The organism is Leptotrichia sp. oral taxon 215 str. W9775 (genome assembly GCF_000469505.1).
Classification (GTDB): Bacteria; Fusobacteriota; Fusobacteriia; order Fusobacteriales; family Leptotrichiaceae; genus Leptotrichia_A.
The window spans coordinates 1-11213 of sequence record NZ_KI272873.1; the positions used below are offsets into that span (position 1 = coordinate 1).

The window sequence follows — 11213 nt, forward strand, 5'->3', positions numbered from 1 at the left end:
TCTGTTGCTGGTGACATTGTCTTGAAGATTCCTAGTTTTAACATAGTCTGATTTTCACTTGATCTTCCTATATCTTTAAACTTGAATCTGTTATGTACTGCTCCTGCATACCATCCTGAACTGTTTCCAAGTTTTACTGTTTCATCTTCATGTAGGTATGCAAATCCATATGCATCGCTTGTATAATCTATTATTCCTGCCGTATCTGTACTATATTCATCTCTCATTCCGAATACTTTTATTTTATTTGACTGTTTAGACTTAGTATCCCATTCTTTAGATAAATGAGTTATTTCTTTGTCTATCAGTCTTCCTGTTCCATAAGTTCTCTGCTGTATATTTGCATATTGATGTCCCATCATTTCATCAATTGCCTGGAACATTAATACTTCTTCATTGTTTCCGATAGAGTTTAATTTTTGGAATAACTGATTTTCTCTAGTTCCTAATTCTTCAACTCCATATCTTTGTTCCAATCCATCAAGGAAGTTATATGTATCTGTCACTTCTACCGGTGTTGCTTTATTCCCTGCAAATGATGTATATGGTATTTTTGCCAGATAAATATTATGGATAAGTCCTGTTGTCTTATCTATTGTCGCTGTTGAAATCCATGATGCTGAACCTGAATATATATTCCAATCTGTTATCTGAGGGTTTGCTGTTATTGCATCATTATACGGTTTTATTATATTCTGTGCTACCTGAATATATTTACTTCGTGTATTTACCGCGGCTTCTGCCCCTACTATCAGATCTGCTTTCTGCGTCTGTATTGCACTCAATCCTGTTATCGGATTTGTTCCCCTCAATGTATCAATATACATTCCTATATTGGAAGTTAAGGCATCCCTTGTTTCAGGCAATGAATCAACCAGCTGAGGTGCTACAATTTGTCCGCTAGGTGCAATTATCTGGGCATCAAGTGCTCCCGGATTTGCAACTATTTCAACTCCTCCCACCTTCTTACCTGTCGGTTTATTTCCTGGTGTAAATTCTTTTGCCGCTCCTCCTGTTACAGTAAAGTTTCCATAGTTCTTTATCGTTCCACCCGCAGCTTTAAAGAATGCATAACCTCCTGCTGAATTTATATATATATTACCATGGTTTGTAAATTCTGCTCCTTTTCTTACAACTACTCCTACCGCTTTTTTAGGTGTTCCTACAGTTGTTATTGTTCCATAGTTAAATCCTTTTGCTCCTTCATCAAGATAGATTCCCATGGCTCCGTCCGCTTCAAGATTTATTGTTGCTGCTGAACCTGCTGCAGTACCATTGTATACTGTTGTTCCAGCTCCTACTCCATACATTCCTATACTGTCTTTCCCTTTTACGTTTATTGTTCCTTCATTGACAATATTTCCTGTATAGGCAGGTGTTGTTGCATCTCCTACAAATCCGGCTGCCATACCTATTGAATATCTTGAATTTGATGTATCTGAATCTCCTACACTTATGATTCCACCAAAATTACTTGCTGTACCTCCATTTGTACTGTAAATTCCAACATTTCCTATACCGCTTCTTAAATCCATATCCGCATAGTTGTTAACTGTTCCTGCAGAGTAAATTCCATAGTTGTCTCCTGATGTTCCGTTTGCTATAAGTTTTGTATGGTTGTCAACTGTTCCAGTATTATCTCTTGAATAAATATATATTGAGTTACCATTTAAATCAACACTGTTTACATTTGATGTAATATGGTTCCCCTGTCCTGCATTGGCAAATCCAAATGAACCGTTTCCTATGTTCATGGCCACACCATTAGCAACATTCACATTCTGCCCTGTTCCAGCTGTATATACTCCTACTGCAGAATTTTGACCTAATGTTATTGTCCCTGATGTTACATTTATGTTTCCACCTTGTGAGTATATTGCCGTTCCTTGAGATCCTGCTGCTATATTTCCTGTATTGTTAACTCCATATCCATAAATTCCTACAGCATTATCCCCTACCGTTATGTTTCCTGTATTTGTTACAGTATTGTTTGTTTTTGCGTATATTCCTATATTTGGTTTATTTGGATCAGATGCATTTCCTAATGTTATATTTCCTGCATTATTTACATCTGTATTTTCACCTATTATTCCAAATTCCTTTTCTGCTGATGTTCCGCTTACTGCTCCATTATTTGTGAATGTTCCTCCACCATTTGCAAATATTCCAATAATTCCTCCTGTTGTCCCTGTACTGTTTACAAGGTTTACATTTGTATTATTTGTTCCATTTGCAACATTGTATATGATTCCCATTCCTCTTCCTGTATTGCTTCCGGAATATTTATATTCTAAATTAGTTGATGTTGGCAATGCTGAACTTCCTGTCAGATAAATTCCCACTCCTCCATCTGCTGTTTCTATTCCGTAGTTACTGTTTAAATTTACTGTTGAGTTCTGGGCATATATTCCTATTCCGTTCGCTCCAACTTTTATATCTGATGAACCTGTTCCTGTAACATCTATGATTCCTCCACTTCCTGAATTTGAAGAATCTGTAACCGCAATTCCTACTCCTCCGTCTCCCAAAGTAAGCGTCTTGCTGTTTGTCACTGTTATTTCATTCAGTCCTACTCCTTTATTATCATCTGCAAATATTGCTATTCCATTATTTCCTGCAACATTTATTGTTCCGTCATTTATTATTTCTACGGCTTTTCCGGCTGCTCCTGCATCCTTTCCGTATGCCTGTACTGATGAACCTGTTGCCATCCCCACTATTCCATATCCTGAATTTGTTACATTTATTGTTCCTGCCGATGTATTTTCAAGTTTACTTCCATTTGTTCCATATATTCCAACACCATCATCAACAGTTACTGTTCCATTGTTAGTTATTGTTCCATAACTTACATTCATAGCCGCTTTATTTGACGCTCCACCTGTTATCTCAACTGTTCCCTGATTGTCATATCCTGAATCTGCATTGCTTGTTGCTGTCGTTGACGATGCCATTCCAAGACCTTTTCCTGTTGTTGAATATACTCTCACTCCTGGATTTATTGTAACTTTTTCTCTTACAAGCTGGACATTGTCAAAACTGTCTGTAGCTGTGGCATTTCCAAGCTGTGCATTTCCTCCTATTACAAATGTACCGTCTGAGTAGTATGCTTTATAATTTGAAGCATTGGCAGTAATATTTGCAAATTTTGTAGTTGTCAGAACATCAGATGCAAGGCTTCCAGAACCTGTCCATGTTACAGTAGGCCCTCCCACTGTATTTTTTACGATTTTTGCATCTCCTGTTACTGTCAGGTTTACATTTCCCATTCCGTTATATCTTGTCGTTGTTCCAGCTGCCGCTGCATAATCACTTGCAGCTCCCACAAGTATAGTTCCTTTACTCATACTTACATTAGTAGTACCTGTAATATTAATTTTTGAAGCTGCATCAGCATAGAATGGAGTTGTGTTGTCCACACCATTACTTCCAATATTTATGCTTCCTCCTCCAAATTTAACAGTTCCACCATTTATTGCGGCTATTCCTGCACTTTCTCCTGTATTTATAGCACTTCCTGTACCATTAATTTCAACTTCTCCGCCCTTAGCTAAAGCTCCAAGTCCATTTATTGTAGCATTTCCGCTAACAGTAACTTTTGAACCTGTTCCATCTGCATAAGCTCCTATATTCTTATATTTTTCTGCAGTTGTAGCCGCATCACTTGCCGCCCATTCATCTTTAGCTTCTATGTTTCCTGTAATTGCTATATCTCCTCCATCTTTTGAATATGCAATTACTGAACCGTATCCATATGCTTTTGTATTTTTAGCAGTTATTTTACCTCCATCTGCCACATAGGCAACTGGATTAAACTTAGTACCATTTACTTCGGCATATTTAGCTGACATTTCAACATCTACACCAAAGTTTATTTCAGATTTTGCATTCTGAAGAGCTAATTTTGTTGCCGAAGACATTCCTGCTACTCCATGAACTCCACCCATACGTGTAGTTGAATCACTCCATTTACCTTTTGCATAACCGATTATAGTTCCTATTGCCGCTTCATTACTACTATCCTGAGCAGAACTTACAATTTTATTATCATTCGTATATGAAGTATGACTTTTATTATAGTCAACTATTGCATCTGTTCTCAATGCTATTCCATTTTTTGCTTCAGTATGACTATTTGTAGGCATTGCAACGTCAACTTGTGTACCTCTTTCTGATGCAATCATTATGTTTCCTTTTGAATATTTACCAAATGTTACATCTATATCATTTATATAAAGAGCATGAACTTCATCTTTATCAACATAAACAAAATTATTAGTAGGATCAACTGCTCCTAAATCTGTAGAAGGTTTTATTCCCTTTCTTTGCCCTGATTGAGCTAAAACTCCTACGTTGTTTTCAACATATTTATTATCACCACTACCTATATTTCCTTCTGATGTTTGAGTTGTTGCCGATGAATTTAAAGCTAACTGTTCTCCTATTCTTGCACTTGGTTTTAACTCTCCCTGATGAATTCCTATTTTTGTTTTTTTCCAGCTGTCATGTCTATTAGCACCATCATTATAAATTGTTGTATATGGATATCCTGCCGCTGCATCAGGTAGTAAATCACTAAAATACATTATTACGTTTCCATCTCCATAAGATTCAGGTGCAGTTTTAAGATTTATTATCGGTGTCATTCCTGTACCATACATGTCAACTATATTTCCACCCTGTCCTATAAGATTTTGAAAATTTGGAGAATAACCTAATCCAGAATAAACTAAGTTGTTCCCACCTTCAAGCTTATATGTTCCTGTACTTGTTATATTAAAACTTCCTGATAATCCCATTACCGAGTAAATAGCATTTTTTTGTGATTTTATGTCAGCATCCACATGTCCAATAAATGCTCCTCTTTGTGCGAATGAGTTATAATCTCCTGAGTTTTGAACTACTCCATAATAAGATGAAGGATAAATATAAAATATCGTATTTTCATTCCCCTCTACATCTAATTTTATATTTTTAAATACTAATTTAGGTGCATGCCATGTTTCAATAGAGAACATTGCTGCCCTTCCTTTTAAATATCCTTCTATATCATGCAGAGTTCCATTCCATACCGTATGTAATGCAATTCCACCTTTTTTATTTGCTGTTCCTAGTAAGTTTGTTCCGTTATCATTTATATCTCCAGCAACATAAAATTTAACTGGATCTGTAGCAGAAGCTCCTCCATAGGTAAATCCTTTTACAACTGCTGTATTTTCATCGCCTTCTGTTATTCCAGTAGTACAAGCTGCTGGTGATGACACATATCTACAAGAACCACCTTTACTGTTAATACGCCAAATAGCAGCTGCAACCTTTCCTCCTGAAGGAGTTGCAACTCCACCTTGCACTTTATATGCTTTATTATTCAAATCTCCAGCTTGTAAATTATCAGGATCTATATTTGGATTGTTGGGATTTACTCCTAGAGTATAGATTGTCCCAGAAGCTTCTGTTTGATTTAAAAAAGCTGTAGTTGATCCACCTGTATCATAGTCCCCATATCTACCAGTTGTAAAACTAAAATCATTAAATGGCTTAGTATTTGGTTCTGGTAAGTTCAATGTCACTGTTGGCGGAGTAATTGTCGGCGGTGCCGCAGCTACCGGCGTTGTTGCAGCAACTGACAGAACAGGTGCTGATGGGGCATTCACTGGACCTAGTACTATATTTAAAGGTTGTTTATCAACTTTTCTAGGTTTTATTCCTGCACTTAATTCAAGACTTACAATTGGTTCAGGTACCGGATCTGCACTTGCTAAACCATATTGAGTAGTCAGTCCTTTTCTCAAAGTTGTAGATGCTGATTTTTCATTAGATGATGTTGGTAAAGTGCTATAAAACGGACTTAATGGAGATACATATCTGTTAAATACATTCTCTTCTCTTTGGAATATTCCTTCATATGGATATTTTTCTTTCTTGTCTCCTCTTCCTTTGTATGTTCCTCTCCAGTCACTGTAAAAATAGTTCATACCAAACTGCCATGAACTCCATGGAGATTTTACTACATGATCTCCCTGTTCCATTAACTGTACTAATTCAAGACTTGATGTCTTCATCAATTTGTTATTTTCTGTTTTAGCTTCCCTAAACAGTTTCTTCATATCTGTAATAGATGTCTGCAACCCTTTTTTCGCTGTTTCTATACTGTCTCCCTTATTAGATGTAAGAGATAACGAACCTGTAACCAGGAACGAAAACAGCAACGCTGCATTGTACTTTATATCTTTGCACTTTTTTGCAAAGGCTCTCAGTTCTTTTTCAATTCTCTTCAAATTGTTATCCATAACTACCTCCAACTTTCTTAAAGTTCAATTTTTTAATGCTTTTTCTTTACTTCCCTAAATTTTAATTTTGTTTTTTTATTTTAAGGATTTTTTTTACATTATTAATCTTAATATCCTTTTATTCTATAAGACTTATTTTAGCAAATTATAACAAAAATAAAAGATTATGTCAATTTCTTAATACCCTTTGACATAATCTTAATTAAATTTATTTGCTTTTTAACTGAGAAACTTGCATTTTTACAAATCTATGAGCTATTTATTTTTCCTAATTCAAAACATTTTCTCTCTCTTAAAACAATGTCTGCTGATTTGTTGCTGATAATTCAGGTACACATTCATATGTTTTCAGCAAGTCCATTACTGTTTTATTTAATTTTGTTCTTTTTACAAGATCTTCCATTGATAGAAATTCTCCTTTTTTTCTTTCATTTACAACATTAACCGCAACTGATTCACCAAGTCCGTCCATTGCAATTAACGGCATTCTTATCTTTCCATCTTCAATAGTGAAGGAAGTGGCTTCCGATTTATAAATATCTATCTGCATAAGCTCAATCTTTCTATAATGCATCTCAATCAGAATTTCATATAGGAACAGTTCCTGTTTTTCCTTTGCATTAAGGTTTCCTTTTGCATCAAGCTCCTTTTTTGACCTTTTCAGTTCATCCACAGGCTTGAACATGGCTGTCATTTTAAAATCAGCGGCCTTTCTATTTAAAAATGCCGTATAAAATTCAAGCGGATAATAAACTTTAAAATAAGCTATTCTCACAGCCATCATAACGTAAGCCACAGCGTGTCCTTTAGGGAACATATATTTTATTTTTTCGCACGAATCAATATACCACTGTTTTACCTTATGTTTTTTCATTATTTCTGAAAATTCTTTCCATTTTTCAGGATTTTTCGTAGGCTGACCTTTTCTGACAAATTCCATTATCGTAAAGGCAACCGATTTATCAAGCCCATTATCAATCAGATAGTTCATAATGTCATCACGGACTGTTATTATTTCACTTAAGGTAGCAATTCCCTGTCTTACATATTCCTGCGCATTATTCAGCCACACGTCAGTTCCATGGGAAAGCCCTGATATTCTCACAAGTTCCGCAAATGTTTTAGGTTTCGTATCCATAAGCATCTGTTTTACAAACGAAGTTCCAAATTCAGGTATTCCTGATGAACCTGTTTTAGAATCAATATCCGCAGGTTCCACACCAAGAGCCTCTGTTCCACTGAAAAGGCTCATAACCTTTTCATCATCAAGAGGAATACTGTAAATATCCACTCCTGTCAAATCCTGAAGTATTCTCAATGTAGTCGGATCATCATGTCCAAGTATATCAAGTTTTACAAGCTGCTCATCCATTACGTGATAATCAAAGTGAGTCGTTTTTGACTCGGCATTCATATCATTTGCCGGTCTCTGAATAGGACAGAAATCGTATATGGACTTGTCACTTGGTACAACTATCATTCCTCCCGGATGCTGGCCAGTTGTTTTTCTCGCCCCTTCACATCCTTTTGCAATTCTTGTAAGTTCAGCTTTTCTCTTACTTATTTCCGGACTTCCTTCTATTTCCTCAAAATATTTTCTCACATATCCAAAAGCGTTCTTCTCTGCCAATGTTGCAATTGTTCCTGCCCTGAATACATTATCAGATCCAAATAATTCTTCCGTATATTTATGTATTTCTCCCTGATATTCTCCTGAGAAGTTCAAATCTATATCCGGTACCTTATCTCCATTAAATCCCATAAATACTTCAAATGGTATTGCATGCCCGTCTTTTATATATTTTGTTCCACATTCAGGACAAACTTTATCAGGCAGGTCAGGCCCGCTCCCTTCAAATTCCATAAATTCCGTATGTTTACAGTTAGGACATCTGTAATGAGGATACAGACCGTTAACTTCAGTTATTCCCATCAGATACGCCACAATTGACGAACCTACGGATCCCCTTGATCCCACTAAATATCCATTATCAAGAGACTTCTTAACAAGTTTCTGGGCGATAAGGTAAAGAACCGCGAAACCATTTCCAATTATTGAGTTCAGCTCTTTTTCTATTCTTTCCTTCAGATGTTCAGGAACATTTTCCCCGTACAGTTCATGAAGTTTCGCATAAGTCATCTGCCTTACTTCTTCTTCAGCCCCCTCTATTTTTGGCGGATAGAATCCTGTAGGTATAGGTCTTACTTTTTCTATCATATCATTTATCTTATGAGTATTTTCTACAACAACTTCATATGCCTTGTCTTCACCTAAATATGAAAATTCTTCCAGCATTTCTTCAGTTGTTCTGAAAAATAGCCTTTTATCGTAAGAAAATATACGGCGACCCATTCCGCTTCCTAAAATAAGCACACTACGGTTAACCGCTTCCCTTTCTTCCAGATAATGGGCATCTCCTGTTGCAACTACTATTTTCCCCAGTTTTTTACCAAGATTGTAGAAATAATTATTCATCTCCACAATTTTATCAAGACTTTCAATATCTCCCGTTCCTTCCAGATCAACATAATTTGTCATGGGATGTATTTCAATATAGTCATAAAATTTTGCCCTTTCCTCAATATCTTTCAAATCCGATCCACGTATAAACATATTCGCAAGCTCACCGTTATTTCCAAATACTGCCGATGCCGAACTTGCAATTAGAAGATTTTCCCTTTTTTCATTTAGCAGTGATTTAGGTATTCTTGGCTTTCTGTTTCCAAAAAATTCAATATGACTTCTAGATATAAGCTCATAAAGATCCCTTAATCCTGCCTGATTTTTCACAAGAATCATTGTGTTCAAAGTTTCGGCATTCTGTATATTTGTCTCCAGTTCCCTACTTATTTCTGTAAGTTTTAATATTCCCCTACTTAGCACCATATTTAAAAATTTCTGAAATATTTCAGCAGTTGCCTTTGCATCATCCACTGCCCTATGGTGATTATCAAGGGAAATATTAAAATAGTTAGCTACATTCTTAAGTCCAAATCTTTTCTGATCAGGCAGCAGAACTCTTGCCCAGTGCAATGTATCAATAACACTTGGGGAATATTCCAGCCCTTGATTTTTAGCCTTCTGATTAATAAATCCCACATCAAACTTGGCATTGTGTGCAACAACTGTTGTATCCTTACAAAATTCTAAAAATTCAGGCAATACTTTTTCAATATTGTCAGCATCCTTCACCATATCATTTGTAATATTTGTAAGCCTTGTAATTTCTTCAGGAATATTCATTTCAGGATTTACAAACACAGAAAATTCATCTATTATTTCTTTTCCTTTTAATTTAATTGCTCCAATTTCAATTATTTTGTCATTATAAGGGTCAAGTCCTGTCGTTTCTATATCGAATACAACATAAACTTCTTCTTCTATCAGTTTATCTGACGGCTTTGTTATCATATCCTGCTCATCATCAACAACATAGGCTTCCACTCCAAAAATTATTTTAAAATTATCATTTGATTCCTTGTATGCAAAAGGAAAGGAATGCACTACTCCAAAATCTGTAACTGCAATTGCTTCATGACCAAATTCCTTTGCCCTCTTTGCCAAGTCCTTTGCAGAAACTACTCCGCTCATTTCACTCATATTTGTATGGGCATGAAGTTCTATTCTTTTCTTTTCTGCGTTATCTTTTCTAGCCTTCATTTTAGGCTCTATCTTGTCAATTTTCTTTGTATTTATGTAGTATTCCCCATTAAATCTGTCTGCTTCAAGTCTTCCAATTACCTTCACCCAGTCATTCAGACCTATTTTTACATCTTCGGATTTCTTAAGAAAAATTCTACATCCTATAGAATCTGCATAATCGGTAATTATAAAGTCACATTTTGTATTTCCATTTTTTGTTTCTGAAATATCTATGTGGAAAATATGCCCTTCAAGAGCAATTTCCTCATTCAGGTTCAAGCTGTCAAGCACACTGAAATCACTGGCTTTTCTGTCAGACACTTTTTTTCTGTAATCGCTATGCAATGTATTTCCCTTATTTCCATTCCATTTTTCCTTCGTTTCTTCCTTTGGTGGTTCAAATACAGGAAGTTCCTCCACCTTCACAGCCTTTTCCAGATTTTTCTTCTTTTCTTCAATCATTTTATGAATTTTTTCAAAATCCCCACTTGTAAATTCCAGATTAAAATTTTTTCCTGTGGCATTGTATATTCTCTGTTTCAGTTCTCTCAATATATCAGAATTTCTTCCATGCTCTATCAGATGTTCTGACGGAAGTTTTATAAAAATATTATCTTCAATATTATCCACTTCATAATTGGCAAAAATATACTGATGTCTTGCACTTTCAGACTTATAATTATCAATAATGAATCTTATGAAACCTTGCACATCTCTTTCAAGCGTTTCAGGTTCAACAGTTATTTTTATGCTGAGCTGAAGAGCTGTACCAAGACTTTTGTATAACAGTTTACGCAAATCTGCCAGTTCTTCATTTGCGTTATAGTCATTTACTTTAACATGTATTTCCATTGCCCTCTTTTTTGAAAACAGATTTATATGCTCTATCTTGAAACTTTTCATATCATACTTTGCCGTAAAATCATTTGACGGCTTTAATTTTAAATACTTTGCTGACATTCTATCATTACCTTTGCTTTCTAGTTTTTATTTTATAATTTTATTTTTTATATTATACAATATCCAAAAAATTATTACAAAAGTTTTTGGTTAGAGTTTATTTTATCCCTATAATACATATGAGGAAAAAAAAATACCGCCAATATAATATTGACGGCATTTTTCATATTTTTACTTAATTTCTTAATTAAAATTATATTTTAAATAGAAACTTTTTCTTTGAATAAGGAATTATTAGTAAATCGCTCTAAATCCAATTCCTCCTCTTATGTTACTTCCCTTAGTGTCATAACCTGCATTTACTGTTACTCCAAATCTTG

2 protein-coding genes are annotated in these 11213 nt (G+C 35.2%); both read right to left on the minus strand.

Going from position 1 to position 11213, the window contains the following annotated elements; genetic code table 11:
• On the minus strand, positions 1-6290 hold a 6290-nt coding region (locus HMPREF1984_RS09900), incomplete at its 3' end, for an autotransporter-associated N-terminal domain-containing protein (protein ID WP_021767859.1).
• A 292-nt stretch (positions 6291-6582) separates the two neighbouring features.
• Positions 6583-10893 (minus strand): PolC-type DNA polymerase III, encoded by a 4311-nt coding sequence (locus HMPREF1984_RS09905; protein ID WP_021767860.1) that lies wholly within the window; start codon positions 10891-10893, stop codon positions 6583-6585.
• Between the last annotated feature and the right edge of the window lie 320 nt (positions 10894-11213).

Bases quoted from the DNA above. Each gene is read 5' to 3' on its own strand.
- HMPREF1984_RS09905 (WP_021767860.1), bottom strand. From the start codon at position 10,893: ATGTCAGCAAAGTATTTAAAATTAAAGCCGTCAAATGATTTTACGGCA.